Source organism: Rahnella sp. P4_A8 (genome assembly GCF_056402435.1).
Window position 1 is genome coordinate 20,645 of record NZ_JBFUHK010000024.1, and the last position, 26,690, is coordinate 47,334.

23 protein-coding genes and 1 pseudogene are annotated in these 26,690 nt (G+C 52.3%); 12 read left to right on the top strand and 12 right to left on the bottom strand.

Translation table 11 applies throughout. The annotated features are described in order from the left end of the window. Nucleotides 1-46: 46 nt before the first annotated feature. The 3 genes from AC1DUO_RS13775 to AC1DUO_RS13785 all read right to left on the bottom strand — a co-directional run bounded on the left by AC1DUO_RS13775 (nt 47) and on the right by AC1DUO_RS13785 (nt 2,918). Complete coding sequence (locus AC1DUO_RS13775) at nt 47-862, bottom strand: hypothetical protein (protein WP_477987645.1); 816 nt, start codon at nt 860-862, stop codon at nt 47-49. Nucleotides 863-886: 24 nt separating this feature from the next. Continuing rightward, a complete protein-coding gene (locus tag AC1DUO_RS13780; RefSeq protein ID WP_477987647.1) occupies nt 887-2,548 on the bottom strand; it encodes a multidrug ABC transporter permease/ATP-binding protein in 1,662 nt (553 codons plus the stop codon). 79 nt (nt 2,549-2,627) lie between these two features. Beyond that, nucleotides 2,628-2,918, bottom strand: coding sequence for a glucarate transporter (locus AC1DUO_RS13785; RefSeq protein ID WP_314523164.1), 291 nt, complete (start codon nt 2,916-2,918; stop codon nt 2,628-2,630). Nucleotides 2,919-2,920: 2 nt separating this feature from the next. Here AC1DUO_RS13785 and AC1DUO_RS13790 point away from each other — a divergent pair, with 2 nt between their 5' ends. Beyond that, a complete protein-coding gene (locus AC1DUO_RS13790; protein WP_250981308.1) occupies nt 2,921-3,463 on the top strand; it encodes a LysR substrate-binding domain-containing protein in 543 nt (180 codons plus the stop codon). Continuing rightward, nucleotides 3,463-4,749, top strand: a complete 1,287-nt coding sequence (locus AC1DUO_RS13795; RefSeq protein ID WP_477987650.1) for a DUF445 domain-containing protein — start codon at nt 3,463-3,465, stop codon at nt 4,747-4,749. The genes AC1DUO_RS13790 and AC1DUO_RS13795 overlap by 1 nt, the downstream gene beginning before the upstream one ends. 226 nt (nt 4,750-4,975) lie before the next feature. Here AC1DUO_RS13795 and AC1DUO_RS13800 read toward each other — a convergent pair. Beyond that, nucleotides 4,976-6,072 (bottom strand): annotated as a pseudogene (locus AC1DUO_RS13800) (glycerol dehydrogenase). Between the two features lie 390 nt (nt 6,073-6,462). On the opposite strand from AC1DUO_RS13800, the gene AC1DUO_RS13805 reads away from it, so the two are divergent. After that, nucleotides 6,463-6,645 carry a hypothetical protein gene (locus tag AC1DUO_RS13805; protein WP_013575257.1) on the top strand — a complete coding sequence of 61 codons (183 nt, stop codon included), beginning with the start codon at nt 6,463-6,465 and terminating at the stop codon, nt 6,643-6,645. A 283-nt stretch (nt 6,646-6,928) separates the two neighbouring features. On the opposite strand, the gene AC1DUO_RS13810 is transcribed toward AC1DUO_RS13805, so the two are convergent. Beyond that, on the bottom strand, nt 6,929-8,587 hold the full coding sequence (locus AC1DUO_RS13810) for a glucan biosynthesis protein D (protein ID WP_013575256.1): 1,659 nt from the start codon (nt 8,585-8,587) through the stop codon (nt 6,929-6,931). A gap of 418 nt (nt 8,588-9,005) precedes the next feature. Between AC1DUO_RS13810 and AC1DUO_RS13815 the strand changes: the two genes are divergently transcribed. Next, entirely contained in the window at nt 9,006-10,388 is a 1,383-nt protein-coding gene (locus AC1DUO_RS13815) for a CoA transferase (protein WP_121019625.1), read from the top strand. Here the strand turns inward: AC1DUO_RS13815 and AC1DUO_RS13820 are convergent. Beyond that, a complete protein-coding gene (locus tag AC1DUO_RS13820) occupies nt 10,385-11,236 on the bottom strand; it encodes an AraC family transcriptional regulator (protein WP_112151875.1) in 852 nt (283 codons plus the stop codon). The two genes, AC1DUO_RS13815 and AC1DUO_RS13820, sit on opposite strands and share 4 nt — an antisense overlap. Nucleotides 11,237-11,495: 259 nt before the next feature. Here AC1DUO_RS13820 and AC1DUO_RS13825 point away from each other — a divergent pair, with 259 nt between their 5' ends. From AC1DUO_RS13825 to AC1DUO_RS13845, 5 genes are all read left to right on the top strand, one after another. Next, nucleotides 11,496-13,334, top strand: a complete 1,839-nt coding sequence (locus AC1DUO_RS13825) for a DUF2264 domain-containing protein (protein ID WP_477987653.1) — start codon at nt 11,496-11,498, stop codon at nt 13,332-13,334. A gap of 27 nt (nt 13,335-13,361) precedes the next feature. After that, complete coding sequence (locus tag AC1DUO_RS13830) at nt 13,362-14,651, top strand: oligosaccharide MFS transporter (RefSeq protein ID WP_013575252.1); 1,290 nt, start codon at nt 13,362-13,364, stop codon at nt 14,649-14,651. Beyond that, nucleotides 14,648-15,838 (top strand): glycoside hydrolase family 88 protein, encoded by a 1,191-nt coding sequence (locus tag AC1DUO_RS13835; RefSeq protein WP_013575251.1) that lies wholly within the window; start codon nt 14,648-14,650, stop codon nt 15,836-15,838. The genes AC1DUO_RS13830 and AC1DUO_RS13835 overlap by 4 nt, the downstream gene beginning before the upstream one ends. Nucleotides 15,839-16,227: 389 nt before the next feature. Further along, nucleotides 16,228-16,842: a transcriptional regulator RcsA gene (rcsA, locus tag AC1DUO_RS13840; RefSeq protein ID WP_015689856.1), complete on the top strand. Its 615-nt coding sequence runs from the start codon at nt 16,228-16,230 to the stop codon at nt 16,840-16,842. Between the two features lie 249 nt (nt 16,843-17,091). Next, nucleotides 17,092-18,792: a methyl-accepting chemotaxis protein gene (locus AC1DUO_RS13845; protein WP_112151872.1), complete on the top strand. Its 1,701-nt coding sequence runs from the start codon at nt 17,092-17,094 to the stop codon at nt 18,790-18,792. Nucleotides 18,793-18,895: 103 nt separating this feature from the next. Here the strand turns inward: AC1DUO_RS13845 and dsrB are convergent, their stop codons facing one another. From dsrB to AC1DUO_RS13875, 6 genes are all read right to left on the bottom strand, one after another. Further along, a complete protein-coding gene (dsrB, locus tag AC1DUO_RS13850; protein ID WP_013575248.1) occupies nt 18,896-19,093 on the bottom strand; it encodes a protein DsrB in 198 nt (65 codons plus the stop codon). A 425-nt stretch (nt 19,094-19,518) separates the two neighbouring features. Further along, entirely contained in the window at nt 19,519-19,728 is a 210-nt protein-coding gene (gene cspE / locus AC1DUO_RS13855; RefSeq protein ID WP_013575246.1) for a transcription antiterminator/RNA stability regulator CspE, read from the bottom strand. Nucleotides 19,729-20,026: 298 nt separating this feature from the next. After that, nucleotides 20,027-20,950 (bottom strand): potassium channel family protein, encoded by a 924-nt coding sequence (locus AC1DUO_RS13860; RefSeq protein WP_013575245.1) that lies wholly within the window; start codon nt 20,948-20,950, stop codon nt 20,027-20,029. A gap of 99 nt (nt 20,951-21,049) precedes the next feature. Next, on the bottom strand, nt 21,050-21,388 hold the full coding sequence (locus tag AC1DUO_RS13865; RefSeq protein ID WP_013575244.1) for a hypothetical protein: 339 nt from the start codon (nt 21,386-21,388) through the stop codon (nt 21,050-21,052). A gap of 200 nt (nt 21,389-21,588) precedes the next feature. Next, complete coding sequence (locus AC1DUO_RS13870) at nt 21,589-22,647, bottom strand: NAD(P)-dependent alcohol dehydrogenase (RefSeq protein WP_015689853.1); 1,059 nt, start codon at nt 22,645-22,647, stop codon at nt 21,589-21,591. A 206-nt stretch (nt 22,648-22,853) separates the two neighbouring features. Further along, nucleotides 22,854-23,864, bottom strand: a complete 1,011-nt coding sequence (locus AC1DUO_RS13875; RefSeq protein WP_013575242.1) for an AI-2E family transporter — start codon at nt 23,862-23,864, stop codon at nt 22,854-22,856. Nucleotides 23,865-24,048: 184 nt separating this feature from the next. On the opposite strand from AC1DUO_RS13875, the gene AC1DUO_RS13880 reads away from it, so the two are divergent. The 3 genes from AC1DUO_RS13880 (at nt 24,049) to AC1DUO_RS13890 (ending at nt 26,679) form a co-directional block, all read left to right on the top strand. After that, nucleotides 24,049-24,708, top strand: a complete 660-nt coding sequence (locus AC1DUO_RS13880) for an epoxyqueuosine reductase QueH (protein ID WP_013575241.1) — start codon at nt 24,049-24,051, stop codon at nt 24,706-24,708. A gap of 334 nt (nt 24,709-25,042) precedes the next feature. Next, nucleotides 25,043-25,732 (top strand): DUF969 domain-containing protein, encoded by a 690-nt coding sequence (locus AC1DUO_RS13885; protein ID WP_015689851.1) that lies wholly within the window; start codon nt 25,043-25,045, stop codon nt 25,730-25,732. Continuing rightward, nucleotides 25,732-26,679, top strand: coding sequence for a DUF979 domain-containing protein (locus AC1DUO_RS13890; protein ID WP_373689693.1), 948 nt, complete (start codon nt 25,732-25,734; stop codon nt 26,677-26,679). The genes AC1DUO_RS13885 and AC1DUO_RS13890 overlap by 1 nt, the downstream gene beginning before the upstream one ends. Nucleotides 26,680-26,690 lie beyond the last annotated feature (11 nt).

The window sequence follows — 26,690 nt, forward strand, 5'->3', positions numbered from 1 at the left end:
GGGTTTGCGAACGAAGCTAACGCAGAGGCAGCCTGAGGGATGACGGTTAGTGCTGACCGAGCATCTGGCGAAGTATAGCCGCAGACTCCGCAGGCTGAAGCGCCAGAATGCCGGAGTACAGGCTGATGGAAATTTCGCACACTTTTTCGCGATCGACATCCGGTTTGGTCAGGTCATTAAACATCTGCAACTGTTCTCCATACATACTGGCCAGGGCTTCACGCACCGGCACCATCATCTGCACCACTTTTTCCGTGCTCACAGGGGCGGGCATAACCGTTTGCCCGCTGCCGGTCGCCAGCAGTAAATCATTCATGGTGTCGAGATCTTTGCGGAACAGTTCCGGCGGCAGCACCTGCGCGGTATTCACGCCGCCGCTGACCTGCGGATAAAGGAATTTAAAGCAACTGCCGTCTTTGCGTGCCTGCAGCGTCTGCATTTCTTCCAGATTTACCTGCATCGCCTGGTTCACATTGGCGTCGGGTGCGTGGCTGATGCGTTGCGAGAGTAACAGTGACACCATCGGTTTGACGGTATCAATGGCTTCCTGCTGCGGTTTACCCTCTTTCTTCATATTCAGGATATTGCTGCGGATCTGCGCATACAGTGCCGGTTCCTGMATTCTGATGGTGTTGTACAGCGGCAATTCGGCCAGCGCCTGATCGATTTTCTGCTCTTCACTGTTACCGGCAAGACGCGGTTTGATGACGCCCCCCCACAGCAGGTTACCGCCGATGATCAACACCAGAAATAAGATCACCGCAGGTACCCGGCCAATTTTGCCTTTTTTGTGTAATGCCCCGATCAGCGAGCCAATGACCGCACCGCTGATGCCCCACACCATCACTTCATTCCAGTTCATTTTCCTTTGCCTTCAGTAAACAATTTAGTGACTTCCAATCTGTGCGACCGCATCGCGGCTGGCGTCAATACGCGCCTGCCCGTGCAGTTCGTGCAATTTGCCCTGTCGCATTTCCAGCAGACGATCGGCGTGTTCAAAATAGTGATCATCATGGCTGATTGCCAGCACGGTTTTACCCATATCACGCAATTGTGGCAACAGCTCGCGGTAGAAGGTACGGCGGAACTGGGGATCCTGATCGGCCGCCCATTCGTCGAGCAGCAGGAAATCACGCCCTTCAGCAGCGGCCAGCAACAGCGCCACCCGTTTACGCTGTCCGGCAGACAGTTGCAGATTGGTCACTTCATTGCCGTTGAACTGGAGTTTGTCTTTCATTTTCAGGCGTTGCAGCCAGTCTTCCACCAGCAGCGGGTCCGGCATCTCGCCTTGCGGACCCATGAGCTGACCAAACAGGTGGAAGTCGGTGAACACCGCCGAGAAAATCTGCCGGTATTGTTCGGCGTTTTCGGCGGTGACCGGCACGCCGTCGAGCAGGATTTGCCCGGAACGCGGCTGATACAGACCGGTCAGCAACATCGCCATTGTCGATTTTCCGCTGCCGTTGCCGCCAATCAAAAATACCAGCTCGCCACGGGTGATCGTCAGGTTCAGCGGACCGACGCCAAAACCAGCGCCCTCTTCTTTGCCTGCGTAACTGAAGGTCAGGTCGCGCAGTTCAAGGGTTTGCCACTTTTTCGCGACAATGGCGGGGGTAAAGGCTGCGTTATATTCCGCCAGTTTCAATGCTTTCAGTTTGCCAAAAGCCACCTGCGCGCTGAGCAGCGTCGGCAGCGCACCCACAGCCTGTAACATGGGCGTGCGCAGGAACAACAGCGTCAGGGAATAAGTAGCGGCAACGTCGGTATCCGACCAGCCGAGCGTATTCGCCATGAAGAACACCAGGCCAATCGCGCCCAGCATCATGATATTCGACCAGTTCACGGCGCTCAGGTGGAAGGTGTCGGCGCGGATGATGTGGTGACGATATTCTTCGGCATCTTTACGGTACACATCATCAAACAGATGGCGCGCACGCTCGCGGTTCAGCGCCAGCTCTTTGCGCCCCTCGATCACTTTCTGATAATCGGTTTGCAGTTTGTCTTCCGCATCACGCACTTTCGCCAGATGACGGTAAACATGCGACACCAGTTTGAAACCGCCGAAAATAGTGATCAACAGCCAGATGACCGTCACCAGCAGCATTTCCGGTGACAGCCAGGCCAGATATCCCGCACAGCCAAGGGTCAGGATAATCCCCTGCACCAGCTCCGGCAGGCGCACAAACGCCAGTGTGATGTTACGGATGTCGCTGCCCAGGCTGGCAAGCAGTTGCGCATTACCGATTTGCTCGATGCGTTCGATATCGGTATCGAGAATACGTTTAATGAACTGGCCGCGCAGACGGTAAATGAAGTGATGACCGAGCACGGTCAGCGCCAGCTGAGAGCCTAACGTGACCGCCATCAGCAACAGAAGTAATCCGAGGAATTGCGGAAGAACCATCAGCGAGCCTTGGGTGGTTTCAATCAGTTTCAGATTGATAAACGCGATCAGCCCGATGCCCAGAACGGCGCTGAGCAGGCTCAGCGCCATCACCCCTAAAAACGGCCAGCGGTATTGCTTAAAGACAACACGTAACAACTCCATGAATTTTTCTCATTCTGAATGCAGGAAAATGATGCTGCACGCAGTTTAATGACACGCATTGTCATATCAAGAACAATTCTCATTTTACCCGCGTATGCTGGCGGATCACCATGCGCTCGAACTTACCGGCGACCACCAGATAGCCAAACATGCCGAGCAAACCGTGTGCGCCGACAAACCACAGCGCGAGGTTAAAGGAGCCGGTTGCCGCGACGATATAACCGATCACTACGGGCGTAATAATCCCCGCAACGTTACCCAGACAGTTAAACACCCCGCCGCTCAGGCCGATCATTTTCTCCGGCGCGGTATCTGACATCACTGCCCAGCCGATGGCCGATAAACCTTTGCCAAAAAATGCCAGCGTCATCAATGCAATCACCGCCGCATCAGTGGAAACAAAGTTACTGGCAAATCCCGCAGATTATCGCGCTGGCGGCTCAGGAATTGCCGGAAATCACGCTGGTAATGAAGGAAATGGTGTCGTCAGCCCAGCTTCAGGCACTGGCGGCGCGCACGCTGGATATCGGCTTTGTGCGCCAGCCGGTGACGTTATTTCCGCTGGCCTATCATTGCGTACTGCGTGAGCCTTTATGCGTTGCGTTGCCTGCTTCATCCGCGCTGACCGCCAAACCCCGCCTCCGTCTGCGGGACTTTGCCGGACAACCTTTCATCATGTATTCCGCCAGCGAAGGAAAATACTTTTACGACTGTATCGCCGGGCTGTTTGCACAGGCCAACGTCGTGCCGCATTACGTGCAACATTGCAGCCAGACTCACACTATTCTCGGGCTGGTGCGCGCCGGTGTCGGGCTGGCGGCATTCCGGCAACTGGTTATCGCGCACTGCACGGCAAGTGGCGCAATCGCAAGAAAAAAGCTGACAGTCCGCCGCTCGCTTCCTAAACTGAGGTAATGGATAAAGAACAAGAACTTCGCCGAAGTAAACGTAACGCGCTGGGGTTGCTGCTGGTTGCCGCCGCCCTGTTTGTCATCACCCTTTTCCTGCCGCCCAACTTCTGGGTGTCCGGTCTGAAAGCCATTTCCGAGGCCGCGATGGTCGGGGCAATGGCTGACTGGTTTGCCGTCGTGGCACTGTTCCGCCGCGTGCCGGTGCCGTTTGTCGCCTCGCATACGGCGATCATCCCTAAAAACAAAGACAAGATTGCCGATAATCTGGCGGTGTTCGTGCAGGAGAAATTCCTTGCACCCGCCACACTTATCACACTGATCCGCCAGCATGACCCGGCGCGGATGCTGACAGACTGGCTGAACGCGCCCGACAACGCACAACGGTTTGCCAAATATGCCGTGAAGATGATCCGCGGTTTTCTGGACGTCACTGACGATCAGCGCATCGCCCAGCTTATCCGCCGTGCGCTGTACCGGGTGATCGACAAAATCGACCTGTCGGCGTCGATTGCCACCTTGCTGGAAAGCCTGACCAAAAACGGCCGCCATCAGGAACTGCTGGATCAGGCGATGGATCAGCTGGAAATCCTGCTGGCAAAAGACAGCACGCGGCAGTTTATCTCCGCGCAGATTGTCGGCTGGATGAAACGCGAACATCCGCTGACCGCCAAATTACTGCCCACCGGCTGGCTGGGGCGCAACGGCGCGGATATGGTCTCCAATGCCGTGAATTCCGTGCTCGACGATATGGGCAACGATAAAACCCACGCTTTCCGCAAAGGCTTCGATCGCTCGGTACAAAGCTTTATCTGGAAGCTGCAAAATGACCCGGCGACCGCGCAGAAAGCTGAAGAGATCAAACAGTATCTGAAAGATGACGAAAAGCTGAATACGTATGTTTTGCAGCTGTGGGGCGATATGCGTAACTGGCTGAAAGAAGATTTAGAAAGCGAGGATTCGCGGGTGTTCGCCAAAGTCACCGAATCCGGGCAATGGCTGGGTAATGCGCTGGCGCAGGACGAAAAGCTGCGCCTCTCGCTGAATCAGCAGATGGAAAGTATTGCAGAGAAAGTCGCACCGGAATTCGCCGAATTCCTGACCCGCCACATCAGCGACACAGTGAAAAGCTGGGACGCGCGCGATATGTCGCGGCAAATAGAACTGAATATCGGTAAGGATTTGCAGTTTATCCGCATCAACGGCACGCTGGTCGGTGCCTTTATCGGCCTGGTGCTTTACCTGCTGTCACAACTGCCGGTGGCGATTCCCTGGGTGATGGCGCGGATTTAAGGCGCCTGAACAACCTGTATTTTACCCCGGTTCTGGTCCTTAAAACCTCTTCTCAGACTCCCCCTCTGCAGGGGGAGTAGCAAAAAGCCAGGCCGGGAATAGCCCGACCGGCGCCCTCTCCTGCGAAGGGGAGGGTTGGGGGTATTAAAGACAAATGAATGAGTTAACGTGTGCATTCGCCTTACCACCCGCATGCCTCACTTTTTCCGAAGGCACAAGCCGATAATTACTTCACAGTTTTACTGAACGCATCCACCGCCAGAATGGCATTCGCCACATCTTCGGCAGACAGGTTGTGGTTCAGATTGCCCAGCGTATCGCCCTCGCCGCCTGCCAGCGCACCCACTTTCACCAGATTGGCGAAAGATTCGTTTTCCAGATGCATTTCTTTCAGCGTGGTTGGCATTTTGATGGCGCGGTAGAAGCGCACGTATTTCGCGATTTCTTCGTCCGGACGTTGTTCCAGCACCATCTGCGTCAATGTACCGTATGCCACTTTTTCACCGTGCGTCAGGTGGTGAATATCACCAGAGATCGCAGTAAAACCATTATGGATGGCATGCGCCCCCGCCAGACCGGCATTTTCAAAGCCCAGACCGGACAGCAATGTGTTGGCTTCCACCACGGCTTCAACCGCTGGCGTCACCAGTTTCTGCTCAACTGCGGTGTAAGCACTGTAGCCGTAAGTCAGCAGCGTTTTTTCGCAGGCTTCGGCAATGGCCATCCCGGCGATAGTCGGGTCGCCGCCTACCATAGACTGGGAATGGGAACGCAATACCGCCTGCGCTTCAACAAAGGTCGCCAGGCCGTCAGCGATACCGGAGGCGAACAGGCGTACCGGTGCCTGTGCGCAAACATGGGTATCCACCAGCACCAGATCCGGGTTTTTATTGTAGAAACGGTAGGATTCGAAAACGCCTTCATCGGTGTAGATAACCGACAGCGCACTGCACGGCGCATCGGTAGAGGCCACGGTCGGCACAATCACTACGTTTTGTTTCAGTTCATCTGCAATGGCTTTAACCGTGTCGAGCGTCTTACCGCCGCCGAGCCCGACCACTACCTGTGTTCCCGCATCACGGGCGATACCTGCCAGACGGGTGATTTCGCTGGCAGAGGCTTCACCGTTAAAGCGCTCGTAGTGGAATTCTACGCCCGCTTTTTCAATGATTTCTGTACGCGGTCACCGATAATTCCCCAAACAACATCATCAGCAATCAGGAATGATTTTCCCCCCAGGTCGGGCAGATAATCCCCTAACTCATCCAGTACACCGCTGCCCTGAACGTATTTTCTTGGCGAAGAGAAGATAAATTTACTCATGATAAAAACCTCTTTTCGTTGATAATGTGAAAGTGAATAACTCTCCGAGGGTAACGCAGCATGACAGGAAGCCCAACCCTTTTAATTCACATTAACAGCATGACTCGCAAAGAATTTCTTCAATTAATGCGGAAGTTTAAAATAATGAGGTAATTCATATTTGAACGATTTAATACCTCTTAATGATTATTAAAATCCGCATGATTCATCGCTGATAGATAAAGCGCAGTCTGTTAGCTTTTAACTATTGAATGCATCAATAAAAGCGACTTTCCCTTATCAGTAAACCCCGTAGAATTCATCGCATTGGCAGCACGTCGTAAGCAGTGGTCATTAGCCAGCTCGCTGTTAGCCATTCCATTAATATTTCTGAAATTAATAAGGAACAGCATGTACAACTTTCAGCGCTATAACGCCAAAGAACTGGCGCTTGCCTATATGAGCAGCAAACCACACGACTTTTCGCCGAACGAATTTTTACAACAGTTGAAAGAGATCGAGAAATCTTTCGACATGGCGCTGCGAAATCCGCAGCAGCAGCCACAGAACGGAATGTTGGTGAAGGCGTTTTGATTGCCATCTTGCCCTTCATCAGTTAAGTGTCGTGCGTTACCCTTGCTTTACCCGTGGAAGTATTTTGCACGTGCCTGTATTGGGTTCATCTGCAAAAATAAAATAGAAAAAAAGCAAAAGCCCCGAATAGTCGGGGCTTTTTGTATTTATTAATGACAACTCCCCTAAATCATTCAAGTTGCAGGAAGGCGGCAAACGAACGAATCCCGATGAGCTGACTAAAGTCAGTGATTCGGGTGAGCGAATGCAGCCAACGCACCTGCGGTTTGAAGGATGACGGGGACTACTTCGTCATCTGACGGTCATCAATGTACTTGCGTTTATCCGGCGCTGGCGGGAAATACTGATACAGCCAGGTTTCAGACAGCGCAGTCTGGCCGTTGCGCAGGAACATACGCAGCTCGACCGGCGCGACTGAATCGCTGTCAGGATACCAGTCAAACAGGATGCGGTAACCGTCGAACGGCTGCACATACAAAATTTCGATGTTTTTGATTTTACCCGCCGAGACGTTGATCACCGGCTCGATCCCTTTATCAGCAAAGGCTTTCAGCTCGCCACCAATGAAATCGATAGCAAAACGACGCGCCCAGACTTGCGGATAGTTCTCACCCGGCGCCCACCCTTCCGGGAAACCGCCCATACCGGTACGTGTCGCCAGCACATTCGCCAGCGGGCTGCGGTGAGGAGGTACGGAACTCCAGTACAGCTTATAGCTGAAACTAAATTCAGCACCGGATTTCACCGGTGTTTCCGGTTGCCAGAAGCACACCACGTTATCCAGGGTTTCACCCGTAGTCGGGATTTCCATCAGATTGACGGCGCCCTTCCCCCAGTCCCCGACCGGTTCTACCCACAGGCTCGGACGCTTGTTGTACCAGCCAATCACGTCCTGATAATTATTGAATTCATGGTCGAGTTGCAACAGACCAAAACCTTTCGGGCTGTTGTCGCTGAAGGCGTTGAACTGCAATCGCTGCGGGTTGTTCAACGGGCGACAAATCCACTCACCGGTACCGGTCCACATTTCCAGGCGATCAGAGTCGTGGATTTGCGGGTGGATGGTGTCGCAACGGCCACGTTCACTGGTGCCACAACTGAACATGCTGGTCATCGGAGAAATGCCCAGTTGTTTGATATCTTCGCGGGCATGCAGATGGTTTTCAATTTCCATCACCACACGGGTCGGTTCGCAGTGGATCACGAATTTATACGCGCCGGTAATGCTCATGCCGTCCAGCAAGGCGTAAACCGTAAAAGTCGTGTCGCCAGGTTTTGGCGTATCAAACCAGAATGCGGTGAAATCAGGGAATTCTTCCGGCTGATCGGTAAAGGTATCGACCGCCACACCACGGGCTGACAGGCCATATTGGTAGGTATCATCTACTGCACGAAAATAGCTGGCACCGAGGAAGGAAACCACGTCGCGGCGCGTCAGTTCAGGGGCTTTATTGACTTTAAAACCGGCGAAACCAAGATTTGAGAAGCCTTCCAGTTGTTTGGTATCCACACCGGCATCGTGATAGTTAAACAATTCAGGGCGGAAATGGATTTCGCGCGCCATGTGTTTCACCGGATCTACAGAATACATGCGCACGCGGCGTTTGAAGCCCATGCCGACGTGAAACAGCTCCACATCAAGCTGACGGTCAGGCAGACCATTCCACAGCGAATGTGCATGATCATACTGAATCGCGTTGTAGGCCTGTGGCGTGAGTTCAGCCAGCGTCTTCGGCAACGGCTGCGGCGCGCCACCGTAGGGCTTGTCAGCCAAATCTTTCGCCATTTTTTTCAGCGCGTTGAAATCAAACGGCAATTCGCCGCCGTCTGCCACATTCGCCTCTGCCGCTTCTGCGGAACGGGTGAACAGTGTGGACATAGCCGGCACACCACACCAGGCGGCGAATGCCATAGATGCTTTAATAAATGCTCTTCGTTCCATGCCAGAATCGTTTCCTGTACTGGGCAAAAAAATCCGGGGGCTTCGTCACAAAAACGCAGTCCCCGCGTATTCAGAATTTTCGACCCTAAGGCTAACGTAAAATTCACAAGCCGAGTACAAGAAATTGAATGCATTCAGCTAATATTTCGCTTGAAAAAGTTAGCGCTTATGACAGTGCTTATCCCCCGTATGACAGGGGATGAGCCGGTTTTCAGAAACGCCGGTTTTAACCGTAATTCCTGCCCTGTTGAGGTGCGTAACCCCCCGGTAACTTTAGGAACATTCTGTTACCGGAAGGTTACTATCACTCATGATTCAGCGTGTTATCCGCGCCGGGTTAGCACGCCTTTGTGCCCGCCCTGCTATGCTGAAATCTCATCGCTTTGTGATTTTTTGTTTTACTGCATGAGGTTTCAGCATGTCCGATGAACTGATTCAGGAGAAAGCCCGTGCGCTATACGCGCAGTTAACCGGCAAAATTTCACTCCCCTGCACGCTCCATGTCAGCGGTGCCGGAAATCTTCCCTCTTATTATCCGGTGACCCCGCTGATTGCCGCCTCTGTTGCGCTGGCAGGAATCGCAGTGTCGCAACTGGTCGCCCTCAGAAACGGCAAACACGATACCGTAACCGTGGATCGCCGTCTGGCCTCGCTGTGGTGTAAAACCAGTATCCGGCCTGACGGCTGGGAAATACCGCCAGCCTGGGACAGTCTGGCGGGTGATTACGCCACGGCGGACGGCTGGATCCGTTTGCATACCAATGCCCCCGCGCACCGTAAGGTGGTTGAAACACTGCTCGGCAAAGCGGAAAACCGCGAGGCGCTGGCGCTGCGGGTGGTGATGTGGAAAAAAGCAGCACTGGAACACGCCGTGGTGCGGGCGGGTGGATGTGCCGCGCAGATGCTCAGCCCGGAAGAATGGCAGCAGCATGTTCAGGGAAAATCGCTGATAGCGGAACCTCTTTTTCAGCATGCGTTGTCCGTTAAAGTGGCACCGCCGCATTGGGAATTATCCCCGCAACAGCCGCTGGCGGGCGTGAAAGTACTCGATCTGACACGGATTATCGCCGGGCCGGTGGCGACGCGTTTTCTCGCAGGACTGGGGGCGGATGTATTACGCATTGATCCCTTTGGCTGGGATGAACCCAGTCAGGAAGCGGATGTCACGCTGGGTAAACACTGTGCGCGGCTGAACCTGCATAACCCGCAGGACCGGCACCGTTTCGAAGAATTACTGCGGGACGCGGATGTGATTGTGCATGGCTATCGCGCAGGCGCGCTGCACAAACTGGGTTACGGCAGTGAACAACGTCGCGCGATTGCGCCAGGGCTGGTGGATGTGTGCCTGAATGCCTATGGCTGGAGCGGACCATGGCGCGAACGGCGCGGGTTTGACAGTCTGGTGCAAATGAGCTGCGGGATCGCTGAACAGGGAATGCAGCGTTCCGGTCGTCACAAGCCTGTTCCGCTGCCGGTTCAGGCGCTGGATCACACTACCGGCTATCTGATGGCTGCGGCAGTGCTGCAGGGTTTGGCGCAACGTATGGAAACCGGTCAGGGCAGCGAATGCCGCCTTTCACTGGCACGTACTGCCCGCGAACTGATGGAAAATAGCACCTTAGCAGAAAGCGGCGAACCACTGATTGAATCCGCGGATCCGGCCGACTTTTTACCCGAACAGGAACGTACGGTCTGGGGCAATGCCCGGCGTTTGCTTCCTCCTGTTCGTCTGGAAAATACGACATTACACTGGCGCTTCCCGGCTTCACCGCTCGGCTCTGCCCCCGCCAGCTGGCGTTAAGTCGTCAGAGAAAATGCCGCCTTGCGATACTGCAACGGCGTTTTGCCGATCATCTTTTTAAAACGGGTAATAAAATACGGCGCGTCAGTAAATCCGCATTGCAGTCCGATTTCTTCGACCGAACGGTCGGTGGAACGCAGTAATTCACATGCCCTTTTAACCCGCCGGGTGGCAAGGTAATCCTGAATGGAGCCCCCGGTTTCCTGCCCGAAAACCCGCGAGATATAACTTTCTGACAACCCGATGGCCGCTGAGAGCTGCGCCAGAGAAAACTTCTGCACGTAATTTTCTTCAATCCACTGCATCACTTTAGAGGCCGTTGTCCGGCTGATGGTTTTCGGCATTGCGTCCTCTGCGGGCATAAAGGCCATCAGTTGCAAAATCAGTAGGGTAATTTCTTCCCACTGATCGGCCTGCGCTTCAGACAACTGATTGAACTGCTCGAGAATGACTTCTATATGGCTGGCATGTTCGCTGAGATCATAAATGTGTGCCGCGCGGTCGGCATCCCACAAACTTGCGAACCGTGCCCGGCGTTGCGGGAACGATTGCAGGCAGCCATCCAGCAACTGGTGGTCCAGATGAATGGTGGTGCGCAAATACAGGTTCTTTTCACCGGATTCGACAAACACTTTGTGCAGTTTAAAAGGCGGAAAGACAAACAACCGTCCCGGGCGCAACGTGTATTGCTGATTATCCACAATGACAATGCCGTAACCCTGACTGACGAAAAGTAACTCCAGACACTGATGCCAGTGGAAATAATTAGCACTCCCACGGTTCATCCGGTTAAAAGAAACCTGACGTTCATTAAGGGCAATGCGTTCCAGATAATCAGATACCGGCATTCCTGTTTTCCTCAGTTCATTTTTACGCCATTAACGGCAAGGACAACAAAACACAATTTTCAGTCAGTTTTTTATAATTTAAGCCGTTTTAATCGTGGTTTGGTAATCACAATTTCAAAAATCACGCCATTCTGTGAAGCACGTAACAATCAGCGATTTTCAGTTCTCTATATTTCACTCGCAGCACAAAGAATTGAAATAATATTTCAAATTAATAAACCCTTATTTCTGCTTCCCTCACATCACCGGGAGAGTTTTTATGACGCCGAAAAAAGTGAACATCAATAATCCGTTACAGACCCGCGATGATGTGCAGCATCTCTTGCAAGAATTGCTCGCGGCGGTGTCGCCTTATACGGAAGAAGGCAAAAGCGGAATCAGTCTGGGCAATTCCACCACCCATTACGGCAAAGAGATTGCCAAAATGGAAGCGCTGTCACGCATGTTGTGGGGAATATTCCCGCTGCTGGCGGGTGGCGGTGAATGTGAAGATTTGCCTTTTTATCTGAATGCCATTCGTTTCGGCACCGATCCGCAGCATCCGCAATACTGGGGAAAAATCCGTGATTTTGATCAGCGCTGTGTGGAAATGGCGGCGTTTGGCGTCGGGCTGACGCTGCTGAACAAGCAATTGTTGCAGCATTTCAGCGCGCAGGAGCAACAGAATCTGGCTGACTGGCTGAATCAGGGACGTGATGCCACCATCCCGAATAATAACTGGAATTTCTTCCCGGTCATGGTGCAGATGGGTTTTAAAGTCTCCGGATTACCCTGGGATCAGGAAGCCGTGGCGGCCCGATTTGCGCTGATGGAAGAATATTATCTGGGCGATGGCTGGTATTCCGACGGTCCCGGCAGGCCGCGTGATTACTACATTTCGATGGCGTTTCATTATTACGGGCTGCTGTATGTACAGAATATGGCCGATGTGGATGCGCCGCGTGCGGCCATGTTACGTGAACGCGCACAACGTTTCGCACAGGATTTCATTACGATGTTTTCAGCAGGCGGCGCGGCGGTGCCTTTCGGACGTAGCCTGGCTTATCGTTTTGCCGAAGCGGCGTTCTGGAGTGCGGCGGCGTACAGCAAACTGGAGGTGTTCAGCCCGGGTATTATCAAGGGGCTGATTTTGCGTCATTTGCGTCACTGGCTAAAAGAGCCGATTTTCGACCGCGACGGCGTGCTCAGCATTGGTTACCACACACCAAATCTGGTGATGGCTGAAGACTATAACGCGCCGGGTTCACCTTACTGGGCATGCAAACTGTTCCTGGTGCTGGCATTGCCGCCGGACGATGCCTTCTGGCAGGCAGAAGAAGCCCCGCTTCCCGCACTGCCCGCGGCTTACTGTATTCCTCATGCCAGTCAGATCCTGACCCGCGATACCGAAGGCCAGCATGTCGTGATGCTGACATCCGGGCAGCTTGAGCTGAATAACTTTGTGAATACCGAAGCCAAATACACCAAATTCGCCTATTCCAGCCAGTTCGGATTCACTTTAGATCGTGGCAGGTACGGGCTGAATCATGCCGGTTGCGATTCAATGCTGATGTTCTCGGAAAGTGACGGTTATTTCCGCGGACGCCGGGACTGTGCAGAGACCCGGATCACCGGCGAGATGATTTACTCCCGCTGGCTGCCGTGGCACGACGTTGCCGTGCGTACCTGGCTGCTCCCCTGCGGTGACTGGCATCTGCGCGTTCATCACATCGAGAATCAGCGTCCGCTGGAGACGGCCGAAGGCGGTTTCGCGGTAATGCAGGAACCTTCAACGCAAACACAGCTGTCGGCAGAAAAACATGGTGTGACAGTCACGGCACGCAACGGCGTCAGCCGGATTGTCGCACTTGAAGAAAGCGAACCACGCGAAGCCTCCGCCGTTATCACCCCGCCCAACAGCAGCATTATGTTCGCCGAAACCGCCGCCATTCCGGTGCTGAAATCGTCACTGCCTGCCGGTTCTCACTGGCTGATATGCGCCGTATGTGCGTCTGCTACCCGTGATATCAGCGCGCTGGCCGGGCCGGAAGTCAGTCGTCAGGGGCAACAATTGCGCTGGCAATATCAGGGTAACAGCGGGCACATCACGTTAGGTTAATCCTCAGGATCCGTTTCAGGAGTCACTATGAAAGCCATAAAAACAGCCAGTAAAACGGCTTACTACAAAATGAGCAGCTTTATATTCCTGTATTTCTTCACCTGGTCTTCAAGCTTCGGGCTATATGCCTTATGGCTGGGGCAAAAAGCCGGACTCGACAGTGTCAGTATCGGTACCGTGTTTGCCGTTAACGGCGTGTTCGCGGTGATCATGAAGCCGGTTTACGGCTATATCATGGACAAAATCGGCATGAGCAAATCTCTGCTGTACTTTGTCGTGCTGGTTTCTGCCCTGATGGCACCGTTCTTTATTTTCGTTTATCAGCCCCTGCTGGACAGCCATCTGATGCTCGGGATTATCGTCGGTGCGCTGTATCTGAGCCTCGGCTGGTACGCCGGTGTCGCAGCATCCGAATCTTACGCCGACCGCTTCAGCCGCCTGTATCACATGGAGTTCGGGCAGGTCCGCATGTGGGGTTCGCTGGGCTGGGCGCTGGCCGCGTCGTTCTCCGGCGTGCTGTTTAATCTCTCCCCGGCCTGGAACTTCGGGCTGAGCAGCGCCACCTCGCTGGTCATGCTGGCGGTGCTGTTGTCGCTGAAAATCGGTGATGAAGAACTCAAAGATAACGACGTGATTTCACAACAAAAGATCGTGTTCAGCGATGTGATTTTACTGCTCAAAAACCGCAAGTTCTGGATGTTCTCGCTCTATGTCGCCGGTGTGGCGTGGATGATGTTTGTCGCCGAACAGCAATTTTCACGTTATTTCGTCACCTTCTTCGACACTAAAGAGCAAGGCAACGCCTGGTACGGTTATCTGAGCACCGTGCAGTCCGGCCTCGAATTCCTGATGATGATGGTGATCCCTTTCCTGGTGAATTATTTCGGCGCCAAGAAAAGCCTGCTGCTGGTCGGTGCACTGGTGGGATTACGCCTGATTGCCTCCGGGCTGACCAACGATCCGCTGCTGATTTCCATTATCAAGCCGTTCTACGGGCTGGAAATCGCGCTGCTGCTGGTGTCAGTGTTTAAGTACATCGCCGAGCATTTCAGCAAACGCGTCAACGCCACCATGTATCTGCTGGGCTATCAGGCCATGATTTATGTTGGCTCGATTGTGGTCGCTCCCCCTGCTGGTTACTTCTACGACCGCATCGGTTTTGAACACACTTATCTGATTATGGGCGGTATCGCACTGTGCTTTACGCTGATTTCCGCCTTCACGTTATCCGCCTGCCACAGCCTGCGCTCAGGCACACCCGTACCGGCTGAACAGGTTGAAGTTGAAACTATTGGAATGGAAAGGGAGAAGGTATGACTATCACCATCGCGAAAGAGACGTTGTTACCCGTGGAACTGAATCAGCTGGATAAGATCGCCTTTGCACACAAAATGCAGCGCGCGCGCCAGACGGTGCTCAGCAAAATTTCCCGCAATCTGGAGAAGTTCGGCAATAAGTTCCCGGCGGAAACCTGCGAAAACGGCCATTACCCGCTGACAGAGAATGTGGAGTGGACCACCAGTTTCTGGACCGGTCAGCTATGGCTGGCATGGGAAATGACCGGCGATGACCGTTACCGGCTGGCGGCAGAAAAACAGGTCACGTCGTTTGGTAACCGTATCGCCAACCGCATTGATACCGCGACGCATGACCTCGGTTTTCTCTACAGCCTCTCATGCGTCAGCGCGTATAAACTGACCGGCAACCGGCAGGCGCGCGGTTTTGCACTCCTCGCAGCTGAAGCGCTGATGGAACGTTTTAATACCCAGGCGAAAATCATTCAGGCGTGGGGCGATTTAAATGACCCGGAACAGGCTGGCCGCATGATTATCGACTGCAATATGAATCTGCCTTTATTGTACTGGGCGAGTGAGCAAACCGGTGAACCGCGCTTCGCCGAGGCTGCCCGCGCCCATGCAGAACAGGCGGCGAAATATATTGTCCGCCCGGACGCCTCGACCTATCACACCTATTACATGGATACCGTGACCGGCGAGCCGCGTTTTGGTAATACGCATCAGGGATATGCTGATGACTCCTGCTGGTCACGGGGTCAGGCCTGGGGCATCTACGGTTTTCTGCTCAGCTATCGTTATACCGGCGATGCAGATCAGGTTGAGCTGTCACGGCGTCTTGCGCATTATTTCCTTAACCGCTTACCGGAAGACGATGTCTGCCACTGGGATCTTGCACTGCTTGGCACCAATGCCGTTCGCGACAGTTCGGCTGCGGCTATTGCGGTCTGCGGCCTGCTGAGTCTGGCCACCGCGCTGCCAGCCACCGATGATAAACGTGCGTGCTATGAAGAAATGGCGCTGCGCATGATGGACTCACTGACTGAGAATTATCTTACCGGTGATCAGGAGGATTGTGACGGTTTGCTTAAGCATTCTGTCTATCACATGGCGAGCGGTAAAGGCGTAGATGAGTGTTGCAGCTGGGGGGACTATTTTTATGTCGAAGCGCTGACACGCGTGACGCAATGCTGGCAGTCCTACTGGTAATCTCTGTGACGCAGTGTTTACGCACTGCGTCCGCTTTTCCTGCCATTTTCATTCGTGAATTGTTTTTAAGCATACGCAGGGTTATCAGCATATTGTTATGTCTTCAAGAGTGTTACTGTAACATCATAATCAATTAGCTTTTCTTCTATGTCCTTACATCCATTAAGAATAGTCTTAATTCGAGTCATTTTTTTGTTCAGTCACAAAATAAATTGTGACATAAACCAAATTTACCAAACCCCTTCCTACCTCTTACGGGGTAAAAAAATCACTTCCAACCGGACAGATTTCATGCAAAAAGTAGAGTCAGCATGCAGTTTGTGCCTTTTGTGCTGACACCAAAGAATCCAATCATTATGCAGAACAGGGATGTCCTATGGGGACTTACTATGCAAACGATAATCTTGGATCCATGCCGGTATACGCGTCTCGGATTGCAACAATTTCTCGCCAGTGAACAAGACATCAGTTACGTCAGCCATTTTGAGCAGCTTCTCAATGGTTGCAGCAAACTGAATCCTTCCCTTGTTTTTATTAACGAGGATTGCATATCGCCTCATTCAGGTAATAAAGAGCGTCTGGGAGAACTGATCACCGAATACCCTGATACGCTGTTTTTTATTTTTATGTCCCGTACGCGTATTCATTTTGAAGAGTATATTTTTGTGCGTAAGAACGTGATTATCACGTCGAAATCCATTAAGGCCGATACCCTTAAGCAGTTAATCAATCATCCGTTATTGCCGCAGTCGCAGGATCCTGCCAGCAGCGGAATGCTCGATACCCGGCCCGTGATGCTCAGCCGTTCTGAATCAGCGATGCTCAAGATGTGGATGTCCGGCAACGGTACCATTGAAATATCCGATAAATTACAAATTAAAACCAAAACGGTGTCTTCCTATAAGGGAAATATTAAAAGGAAAATAAAATCACCGAATAAACATATTATTTATCACGTCGTCCGTTTATGTGATCAGCTTACCAACGGCATCTACGTCAATTAACCTCCGCCCTTCTTTTTCGGCCTCCTGCTACAGGCTACGCAACGGTGTGGCCTGTAGAAATCGTCGTTAATCTCTGAAAATGAGATCTCCGCCACAAATATAAACTGAATCCCTGCGCCGGAATGCCGATGACACCCTATGGCGTTTTTTTCGTCAAGGCCGGACTTGCCCGCTGGCAATGCCTTTATCGCTGTCACTGACCGCCCGGAACAGGCGGTATACAGGATCAATTGAGCGGAACAAAATAAAATGGATACTCCTACACAGTTAACGACCAGAACCTCCTTTATCAGCAATATTCGCCTTGTTACCCTGATTAGCCTGATTCTTACCGGGATCCTTTTCCTTTTTGCTGTGTCCATCGGCACCTCCGGTTTCTTTCTGAAGCAAAGTAATGCCGCGCTGGCAAACGCCACCCAGGAGCTGCAAATCCGTCTGGCGCTTTCCAACAGTTCAAACCATCTGCGTACCGCACGTTTGCTGTTGATTCAGGCCGCTGCAGCCGCGCGTATTGGCGATCAGGATGTGTTTAGCCAAAACCTGAAGGACGCTGCCAGCCGCATTAAACAGTCACAAACCTCGTTTGATATGTATATCAACCGGCCAAATAAAACCGATAAAGATCGGGCGCTCGATGAACCGCTGAAAAAAGCCTACGACGCCTATCTGACTCAGGGCATGGCGCCGATGCTGGAATCGGCCAAACAGGCACATTTCGAAGAAGTGATTTCTCAGGAAGCAGAAACAGTACGTGGCCTGGATCTCGCCAATAACGTCCCGCTGCTGGCGGCGATTGCCTATCGCACCCAAACCGCTAACACCATCAATGATAAAGCGCAGCGCAATGCCGTGCTCGGTTATACCCTGATGGGCGGCGGGTTCCTGCTGGCGCTGGTCCTGACCTTCATCACTTATCTGGTCATGCGCAAAGTGATTATTCATCCGCTGAACCGGATGGTGATGCGCATTCAGAAAATTGCCGAGGGAGATCTGACGCAGCCCACCCGGGCACATGGCCGGAATGAAATCGGCGTACTGAGTAACAACGTAGATCAAATGCAACGCTCGCTGGCGTCAACGGTGCTGACCGTACGTGAAGGCGCGGTGTCTATTTATCAGGGGTCGACAGAAATTGCTTCAGGCAATACCGATTTATCATCGCGAACCGAACAACAGGCGGCGGCACTGGAAGAAACGGCTGCCAGCATGGAACAGCTGACGGCTACGGTGAAACAGAACTCCGAAAACGCCCACCACGCCAGCAAACTGGCCGCCGACGCCTCCAATAAAGCGCAAAAAGGCGGGAATATTGTGGCTGAGGTTGTCAGTACCATGGATAAAATTTCCCGCAGTTCGACCAAAATTGCTGAAATCACCAATGTGATCAACAGCATCGCTTTCCAGACAAACATTCTGGCGCTCAATGCCGCCGTGGAAGCGGCACGCGCCGGTGAACAGGGGCGCGGATTTGCGGTGGTGGCCAGCGAAGTGCGCAGCCTGGCACAACGAAGTGCACAGGCAGCGAAAGAAATCGAAGCGCTGATTGAAGAATCCGTCGATTACGTCGGCGAAGGCAGCATTCTGGTGGGCGATGCGGGTGACACGATGTCAGAAATTGTCACCGCGGTCAGCCATGTGACGGATATTATGGGCGAAATCGCTTCCGCATCGGATGAACAAAGTCGTGGGATCAGTCAGGTCAGCCAGGCGGTGTCGGAAATGGATGGTGTCACGCAGCAAAACGCCTCACTGGTGCAGGAAGCCTCAGCGGCGGCCGCGTCACTGGAAGAACAGGCCGCGCGCCTGACACAGGCTGTCGCGGTGTTCCGTCTGGATGGCAACACACGCAGTGCGCAGCCACAGTCCCCGGCATCATCCCGCGCCCTGCCCGGCCCGGCTTCCCGTTCGTCAAAAGGGGTGAACGATGAGCCGAACTGGGAAACGTTCTGATAGTCGCGTCAGCGTTATTCCTGACGGGCAATAAATAAAAAAATACCGGTGGCAAACCTTCTGCCCCGGTATTTTTTTATTCGTAGCGGATGTAGCGTAAACGTTATTCAGAACCTTCACGTGGTTCGACAAACGTGCCGTCTTTGGTGTCGCCTTCATTGAAGAACCAGATGCCCGCCGGATATTCCTCCAGCGAAACCAGATACATGACGCCTTCGTAAAACTCCTCTACGGCTAATACTTTACCTTCGCGGCGCGGCCCGCCGTCGGTTTTCACTGTCACAAGATCATTAACTTTCATCAGGTTATCCCATGGTTTTCAATTATGATTATTGTAGTACAGACCACCGCACAAAGGCATGGCATGAAAGGAAAGATAATGCGAAACGGTAAAATACCCCTGCGGGACTCCTTTTCATTTTCTTAACGAATTGAAGCAAGAATCCTGACTTTCATTTTCTCTATACTGGCGGTGTGCTTACCCCCGAGGAAGTACATAATGAATGTCATAAGAAATATTTTGCCCGCCGTTATGCGGGCTTTTTTTTATCTTTTTGCCAGAGACCGCCGGATAAAACAGCAGACGCTCGCAGAAATGACAAACGGCGTATCAACGATACGGTTAACTGATAAGCGGTTAACTGACAAACAACAGACGTAAAAAAACCCGCGCATGCGGGTTTTTGTCATCTGTACTTTTATCGCTGAAACAGCGGTAAAGTAAGATTAGATAGCGGTAACGTTAGCCGCAGACGGACCTTTAGCACCGTTCTCGATAGTGAACTGTACGTTCTGGCCTTCAGCCAGGGTCTTGAAACCTTGATCCTGGATAGCGGAGAAGTGTACGAACACATCTTTGCTGCCGTCAGCAGGAGTGATGAAGCCAAAGCCTTTAGACTCGTTAAACCACTTAACCTGACCTTTCATCATTGACATAAGAATTACCTTTTAAAAATAAATTTCGCCACCATGGGCATGTTATAGCCGGATTTCAGTCGTTACTTATGGAGGCACTAAGAAGGAAATTCGTCAGAGCAGGGTTATCATGGATAACGCTTTAAATTGGAACAACTTTACTCAGGATGTCGTGCATAAATAGGTCTGTACCACAGGCCGGTATGTATTTACTCATGACTGCCCTTTAATAGCAACTCTTTTTAATGCAATGCTGCGGTAAAGCGCGAAATTAGTCTAATTTTGTACCGAACAGTTCAATAGATGTACAGTTATCAGGCTATTTTTCAACAGGTTGTGGTTTATCGGCCGCTAAGACCGCTCCGCAATGTGCGCAAAATTTTGCATCTATTTCATGGCCAGAATGCAGACAAGTCTGACAAGAACGGGCAGCACGCCCTTTTTCCAATTCCTGCGACATATAAGCCGTTAAAATCCCGGTCGGCACGGCGATGATCGAATACCCCAGCAGGATCAGCACCGACGCAAGCATTCTTCCCAGTGCAGTATGCGGTGTAATGTCCCCGTATCCGACCGTCGTCAGCGTCACCACGGCCCAGTAAACAGACGCGCCCAGCGACGTAAATCCGCCGTTGCCGCCTTCGGCAGCAAACATCAGCCCGCCGAAAAGACAAAGAATAATGGCGACAAAGCCAAAGAAGATGCAGAGCTTACGTTTCGCACGCATCAGGCTGCGCCATAAAACCCCGGCGTCGCTCATGTAGCGCAACAATTTCAGTACCCGCAGCACACGTAAAATTCTCAGCAGGCGGATGAGGATCTCCAGATTCCCCGCCCCCGCGAAGGAAGGCAGCATCCACAGGATGTACATGGGCAGAATGGTGCAGAGATCGATAATGCCGAAAAAACTCACCGGATAACGGGTTTTGCGCGGCGAACAGACCACCCGTAAGACGTATTCCACCGTAAAAAGCGCGGTAAACCCCATTTCGACCAGGCCGAACAACGGGATGATATTGGGTGTCGCCGGAAACAAGTCATATGCACTGGATTCGATAAACAGCAGCAGAACGCTGAGCAGTGACGCCAGGATCCAGAATATTTCCATCCGGCGGCCGCTGCGGGTGCGGTGTTCAAATAAAAGGGCATAACAGCGGCGTCGGGCTGACGCAAAAAAGCGGTAATCCTGAGACATAACCGGCACCAGCAAAAAGGAATTATGGCAAGAATAGACGCTTTTCATCGCCCGCGCCTGCGGACAAAAAGTCCAAAAAAAACGCCGGTCGCACAAGGTATTGGTGAAATACACTGTGCGACCGGCGTTGACTGACGGCACGGAGAATTAATCCATTAATTCAGACACCGCGTGACGAACATATGCCGTGATTTGCGCGACGTCGTCTGCGTCTGCACTGCCGCCGCCAATCGACCGCACGGTATTCTCCAGATGGCCGATATCCTGTTCAACTTTCTTGGCAATCTGCACTTTAACAATAGTGTCGACTGAAGAGATAAAAGCCCGCATGACGGCTTTCAGCGCGAAAATCTCACCGAAAGAATCGTACGCAGGTTTGTCAGAGGCCGCTGGTTGAGCAACCCGTGGTGGCAAGTTTTTCAGCCTGTCCACATGTTCAATCATCAGATCCATGTCTCTGATGAGTTCGTCAAAACTCTTAGCCACTGGTTTTCCTTCGCCCGGCGAAAGGCAGCAGGATACCACCGCGCTTTCAAGCCGAGAAGTCACAGAAACGTGTAAAGAGTAAATTTCGCCACAATGCGCCCGCCCTGCCGTGTTCTTCAACAGAGAGAGTCGTAAGCCGGACAGGCACATCAGGTCGCTATTTAGCTGCTTATTTAATCAACGCAACGCAATACGGCCTTTCAGGCGTTTTTCAATGACGCCATATCAACAACAAAGCGGTATTTCACGTCGCTTTTCAGCATGCGTTCGTACGCGCCGTTGATGTCCTGCATGTCAATCATTTCCACATCACAGGAAATGTCATGCTCAGCACAGAAATCCAGCATTTCCTGGGTTTCAGCGATACCACCGATCAGAGAACCGGCGACGGTTTTGCGGCCCATAACCAGTTTGCCGCTGTGCAGCGCAGGCTCGACTGGCTCAATCAAGCCGACCAGAATATGGGTACCGTCACGTTTGAGCGTGTCCAGATACGGGTTCAGATCATGTGGATTAGGCACGGTGTCCAGGATGAAATCGAAGTGGCTTTTTACGGCGGCCATTTGTTTTTCATCAGTAGACAGCACCACGTGGTCCGCGCCCAGACGGTAAGCTTCCTGCTCTTTGCCTTTGGAACGGGTGAACAGCGTCACGTCTGCGCCCAGTGCTTTGGCAAATTTCAGGCCCATGTGACCCAGACCGCCCAGGCCCACCACAGCCACTTTGTGACCTTTACCGATTTTCCAGTGTTTCAGCGGAGAATACGTGGTGATACCGGCACACAGCAGCGGTGCAGCAGATTTGATGTCCAGTTTTTCAGAAACACGCAGAACGAATTTTTCTGAAACCACGATTTGTTCGGAATAACCGCCGTAGGTCATCATATTGTCATGACGATCATGACTGTTATAGGTCATGGTAGCGCCTTCTTCACAGTACTGTTCCAGGCTTTCCGCGCAGGATTCACAATGCTGACAAGAATCGACCATACAACCGACACCGACGGTATCGCCCACTTTGAAGCCAGAGACTTTCGCGCCAACCTGTTTCACGCGTCCGATAATTTCATGCCCCGGAACCATCGGATAAATGCTTTGATGCCATTCATTACGCGCCTGGTGGATGTCAGAGTGGCAAACACCGCAGTACAGAATGTCGATCACAACGTCGGTATCACGCGGGTCACGGCGAACAAAATTATGAGGCGCAAGAGGCGCATCCGCTGAAAGTGCAGCGAAACCACGAACGTTAAGCGTCATTTTTATCTCCTGATTGGATTACGGAATACTTCATGCCCGCAGAAAAAGCAGGCACCGCAAAATTATGACGCTTTAAGATGACTCACTGATATAACGATCCTCGCCATTACTTGCCTGAATCTGTTTTTTTCAGGATTTTCAGGCGGGATTGTGCAGAGACTAAACAGTGGCACTTTGCCCGCAAAGCGCCACGTTTTCAGAAAGGATTAAATCAGACCCGCTTCTTTCAGTTCGCTTTTCAGATAAGCGTAATAGATAGGTGCAGCGACCACACCGGGTATGCCAAACGCCGCCTCGAAGATCAGCATCGCCAGTAAAACCTCCCAGGATTTCGCCTTGATGCGGCTGCCAACAATGCGGGCATTCAGGAAGTATTCCACTTTGTGGATGATGATCAGATACGCCAGCACCAGCGCGCCGACCCACAGCGACAGCGACAGGCCGACGATGAAAATCAGCGTATTCGAAATCAGATTACCGATAACCGGCAGCAACCCGCAGACGAAGGTCACGACAACCAGCGTTTTTGCCAGCGGCAGATGAATGCCGAACAGCGGTAAAATGCCAAACAGGAAAATACCTGACAGCACGGTATTGATCAGGGAAATCTGGAACTGCGCAAAGACCACGTTACGGAAGGCTTCGCCCAGCAAATGCATCCGCTGCAACAGCTCCTTTTTCAGCGGGGCGTTCAGCTCGCCCTTGCGCGGCTGCTGAAGCGAGATAATCGCACCGAGGATCATACCGATAATCATGGTCAGGAAAACGTGGGCAGCATTCTTGCCAACGGCCTGAATCATCACGATATGTTCACGCAGCCATTGCAGGAAACTGCGCTGCAACTCTTCAATATTCGCCGGTAAATAATGCAGTAATACCGGCGATAAACGGCTTTGTGCGTCTGTCAGCAGATGCGAGACCATGGCGTTAAACGCCACCGGATTACGCATATCCTCCATCAGAAAATCCGCAATGCCCGCAATCGCCAGCGTCAGACAACTGATCACCAGGGTCGCGATAATGGCCACCACCACCCAGCGGGCACGTTCGCCACTGATGATTTTTTGAAAGTACGGGGTAAGCGCATTGATGAGTTCAAACACTAAAAAACCGGCAATAAAACATGCCAGTAAATGAAGAGGAAGAATCAGTAACAGCCCGCCCATCACAATCAACACACTGAGCCAGCGAATTTGATTCGATCTCATAATCTGCATTGCCTGTATCCTTAAATCTCTGTTCACCGGGCTTTGCCCTGACGTGCTCACATCATAGCACTGAACGCCAGCGCACAATCCTCCGGTAAGTTAAACAGTTAAGAAAATTTTGACTGGCGGGGAGGTTCTTTTATTATCCCCCCTGAAAAAGTCGTAAAGAAAATCTGAGAGTCTGGAGAAAAGTATGTCTGAATTAATCCGCGATAAACTGAGCCTGCCTGCAGGGCACGATAAATTATTACTGCATTCCTGCTGCGCACCCTGCTCGGGCGAAGTGATGGAAGCCATTCAGGCATCGGGGATCGACTATACAATTTTCTTCTACAACCCGAATATTCACCCGCAGAAAGAATATCTTCTGCGCAAAGAAGAAAACATGCGATTTGCCGGACAGCATGGCATTCCTTTTATTGATGCAGATTACGACACCGATAATTGGTTTGCGCGGGCGAAGGGCATGGAAAATGAACCTGAGCGCGGCGTGCGCTGCACCATGTGTTTTGACATGCGTTTTGAACGTACGGCGTTATACGCCTTTGAACATGGTTTCAGCGCCATCACCAGTTGTCTGGGGATTTCCCGCTGGAAAGACATGAAGCAAATTACCGGCAGTGGCGAACGCGCTGCGGCGCCTTATCCGGGCATGGTTTACTGGGATTATAACTGGCGTAAAAAAGGCGGCTCTGCGCGCATGATTGAAATCAGCAAGCGCGAACGCTTTTATCAGCAGGAATATTGCGGCTGTGTTTATTCCCTGCGCGACAGCAACTTACACCGTAAATCGCAGGGGCGGGACTTAATCAAACTCGGTGTGAAATATTACGGCGACGAAGACGGCGAATAACCCCGCCCCAGCCCCTCTCTTTTTGTTATACCCGTCCATCAGGCCGGGTTATTTATTCTGTTATTTCGCCCGCGCCCTGTCAGATACGCCAGTCACTATTTCCATACCAGTTATTTATTTCGTCAGAATGCTAAACATCAGATTCATAGAATAATTTCCTATGACCTCTCCGGCCTTTGCATCTTGCGTTCACCGTTAACGCTTGTTACTTTCCGCCTCACGCTTTTATATACGCATTAATTCTAAGTAATAACACGCAGTTATTACCCGCGTATAGCGCTGTTCAGATCCATTAAAAATATAAAACAAACACAACATTATTGAGGGACAAAATATGTGGGTTTTAATTGGTATTCCGATCGTCGTGCTGGGTTTTGCACTGCGGTTTAATCCTTTATTAGTGGTGACCGTGGCCGGTATTTCTACCGGTCTGGCGGGCGGCATGCATACTATCGATATCATCAGCGCCTTCGGCAAAGCGTTCACCGATAACCGCTATATGGGATTGATCTGGCTGACACTGCCGGTGATCGCGATCCTCGAACGCAGCGGCCTGAAAGAACAGGCCCGTCATCTGATTTCCAAAGTGCATGCCGCCACTACCGGCCGTGTGCTGATGCTGTACTTCTTCCTGCGTCAGATGACCGCCGCACTGGGGCTTAACTCGCTGGGCGGTCATGCACAGATGGTTCGCCCGCTGATAGCGCCGATGGCTGAAGCTGCGGCCACCACCAAATACGGCGATTTGCCTAATGATGTGCGACAGAAAATCCGTGCTCACGCGGCAGCCGCCGATAACGTGGCGGTGTTCTTCGGTGAAGACATTTTCATTGCCGTGCAATCTATCCTGCTGATCAAAGGTTTTCTGGAACAGTACGGCATTAACGTTGAACCGCTGCACCTGTCTGTCTGGGCGATCCCTACCGCCATTGCTGCGCTGATTATCCACTTTATACGGTTATGGCTGCTTGACCGCTCGCTGGCTAAACGCTTCGACGTTCATCACGGGAGTACAGCGAAATGATTAACCTGCAGACTGTTTATATTCTTGCGGGCCTGATGTTCTGCGCCTATGCGTTCTTCAACGTGCGCGATAAAAGCCATTCCCGCCGTTATGTCAACGCGCTGTTCTGGGGCATTTACGGTGTCACTTTCCTGTTTGGCGCTGAATTGCCGCACTTCGTGACCGGCTGTATGGCGATTTTACTGGCGGTCATTGCCGGTAGCGGGAAACTGGGTAAAGGCAAATCAGACAGTGAGCAGCCCGGACAGGTCGAAAAACGCGAAGCGGGCGCCAAACGTTTTGGCAACAAACTGTTTATTCCCGCCCTGCTGATCCCGATTGTGACCCTGATCGGCACCCTGACGCTGAAATACACGCCGCTGGTGGAAGCCAAAAACGTGACGCTGATTTCGCTGGTACTCGGTACGCTGGTGGCCTTTATTGTGGCGCTGGTTATGCTGCGTGATTCGCCGGTCAAAGCCGTGAAAGCGGGCGGACAGACGATGGATACCGTCGGCTGGGCGGCTATTCTGCCGCAGATGCTGGCCGCACTCGGCGCGCTGTTTGCGCTGGCGGGGGTCGGTGGTGTGGTATCGGAACTGGTCAAAAACATCATTCCGCTCGGCTCACCGCTGGCGATTGTGATTGCCTATACCTTCGGCATGGCACTTTTCACCATGATCATGGGCAACGGTTTTGCCGCCTTCCCGGTGATGACCGCGGGGATCGGGCTGCCACTCATCGTCAACCAGTTGGGTGGAAATCCGGCGATTATGGGCGCGATCGGCATGTTGTCCGGTTTCTGCGGCACCTTAATGACGCCGATGGCGGCCAATTTCAATATCGTGCCTGCGGCGTTGCTCGAATTGCAGGACAAGAATGGCGTGATTAAAGCGCAGTGGAAAACCGGTGTATTGCTGTTGCTGGTGAATACCGCGTTTATGTATTTCTTTGTGTTCCGTTTCTGATAAGGAAAGAC

Coding starts and splice junctions, on each gene's coding strand:
- AC1DUO_RS13780 (WP_477987647.1), bottom strand. CDS start 2,548: ATGGAGTTGTTACGTGTTGTCTTTAAGCAATACCGCTGGCCGTTTTTA.
- AC1DUO_RS13785 (WP_314523164.1), bottom strand. CDS start 2,918: ATGACGCTGGCATTTTTTGGCAAAGGTTTATCGGCCATCGGCTGGGCA.
- AC1DUO_RS13790 (WP_250981308.1), top strand. CDS start 2,921: ATGCAATCACCGCCGCATCAGTGGAAACAAAGTTACTGGCAAATCCCG.
- AC1DUO_RS13795 (WP_477987650.1), top strand. CDS start 3,463: ATGGATAAAGAACAAGAACTTCGCCGAAGTAAACGTAACGCGCTGGGG.
- AC1DUO_RS13805 (WP_013575257.1), top strand. CDS start 6,463: ATGTACAACTTTCAGCGCTATAACGCCAAAGAACTGGCGCTTGCCTAT.
- AC1DUO_RS13810 (WP_013575256.1), bottom strand. CDS start 8,587: ATGGAACGAAGAGCATTTATTAAAGCATCTATGGCATTCGCCGCCTGG.
- AC1DUO_RS13815 (WP_121019625.1), top strand. CDS start 9,006: ATGTCCGATGAACTGATTCAGGAGAAAGCCCGTGCGCTATACGCGCAG.
- AC1DUO_RS13820 (WP_112151875.1), bottom strand. CDS start 11,236: ATGCCGGTATCTGATTATCTGGAACGCATTGCCCTTAATGAACGTCAG.
- AC1DUO_RS13825 (WP_477987653.1), top strand. CDS start 11,496: ATGACGCCGAAAAAAGTGAACATCAATAATCCGTTACAGACCCGCGAT.
- AC1DUO_RS13830 (WP_013575252.1), top strand. CDS start 13,362: ATGAAAGCCATAAAAACAGCCAGTAAAACGGCTTACTACAAAATGAGC.
- AC1DUO_RS13835 (WP_013575251.1), top strand. CDS start 14,648: ATGACTATCACCATCGCGAAAGAGACGTTGTTACCCGTGGAACTGAAT.
- rcsA (WP_015689856.1), top strand. CDS start 16,228: ATGCAAACGATAATCTTGGATCCATGCCGGTATACGCGTCTCGGATTG.
- AC1DUO_RS13845 (WP_112151872.1), top strand. CDS start 17,092: ATGGATACTCCTACACAGTTAACGACCAGAACCTCCTTTATCAGCAAT.
- dsrB (WP_013575248.1), bottom strand. CDS start 19,093: ATGAAAGTTAATGATCTTGTGACAGTGAAAACCGACGGCGGGCCGCGC.
- cspE (WP_013575246.1), bottom strand. CDS start 19,728: ATGTCAATGATGAAAGGTCAGGTTAAGTGGTTTAACGAGTCTAAAGGC.
- AC1DUO_RS13860 (WP_013575245.1), bottom strand. CDS start 20,950: ATGAAAAGCGTCTATTCTTGCCATAATTCCTTTTTGCTGGTGCCGGTT.
- AC1DUO_RS13870 (WP_015689853.1), bottom strand. CDS start 22,647: ATGACGCTTAACGTTCGTGGTTTCGCTGCACTTTCAGCGGATGCGCCT.
- AC1DUO_RS13875 (WP_013575242.1), bottom strand. CDS start 23,864: ATGCAGATTATGAGATCGAATCAAATTCGCTGGCTCAGTGTGTTGATT.
- AC1DUO_RS13880 (WP_013575241.1), top strand. CDS start 24,049: ATGTCTGAATTAATCCGCGATAAACTGAGCCTGCCTGCAGGGCACGAT.
- AC1DUO_RS13885 (WP_015689851.1), top strand. CDS start 25,043: ATGTGGGTTTTAATTGGTATTCCGATCGTCGTGCTGGGTTTTGCACTG.